The organism is Cryobacterium sp. 10I1 (genome assembly GCF_035019805.1).
Classification (GTDB): Bacteria; Actinomycetota; Actinomycetes; order Actinomycetales; family Microbacteriaceae; genus Cryobacterium; species Cryobacterium glucosi.
This window is the reverse complement of record NZ_JASJVF010000602.1, coordinates 1-345: the sequence shown is the minus strand read 5'-3', so window position 1 is coordinate 345 and position 345 is coordinate 1. Positions and strand designations below refer to the sequence as shown.

Below are 345 nucleotides of genomic sequence, written 5' to 3'. Positions count from 1 at the left end.
GGGGCCGCCCCGGGGGCCGCCCCCCCGCTTCTTCGTCAGGCGGTCCGCCCGGGCGGCGTCCGGGAGCTGCCCGTACTATTGACGGATGACCATCGAGCCTTCCGCAGAGTCCGTGCCCGTCCCGAGCATCGACCCCGGCGACCTCGAGACCGCCCTGCGAGTGCTCGCCTCCCTCGCCGCACTCGACCAGGAAGACCCTGACTTCGTCACCGTCCGGCAGGCGACCGCGAAGATGTTCAAGTCTGTCAAGCAGGTGCGCCGCGGCGAGAAGCGGGCCCTGATCGCGGAGGCCGACCGTGAGGTCATCGCGGCGACCGCGACCGGCGCCCCGACCCGGATCGACGA

Annotated in this window: 1 pseudogene; it reads left to right on the top strand. The window is 72.5% G+C overall.

Annotation, left to right across the window (positions count from 1 at the left end):
- Positions 1 to 85 precede the first annotated feature (85 nt).
- A pseudogene (locus QN345_RS19960) lies at positions 86 to 345 on the top strand (short-chain dehydrogenase); the annotation flags it as partial.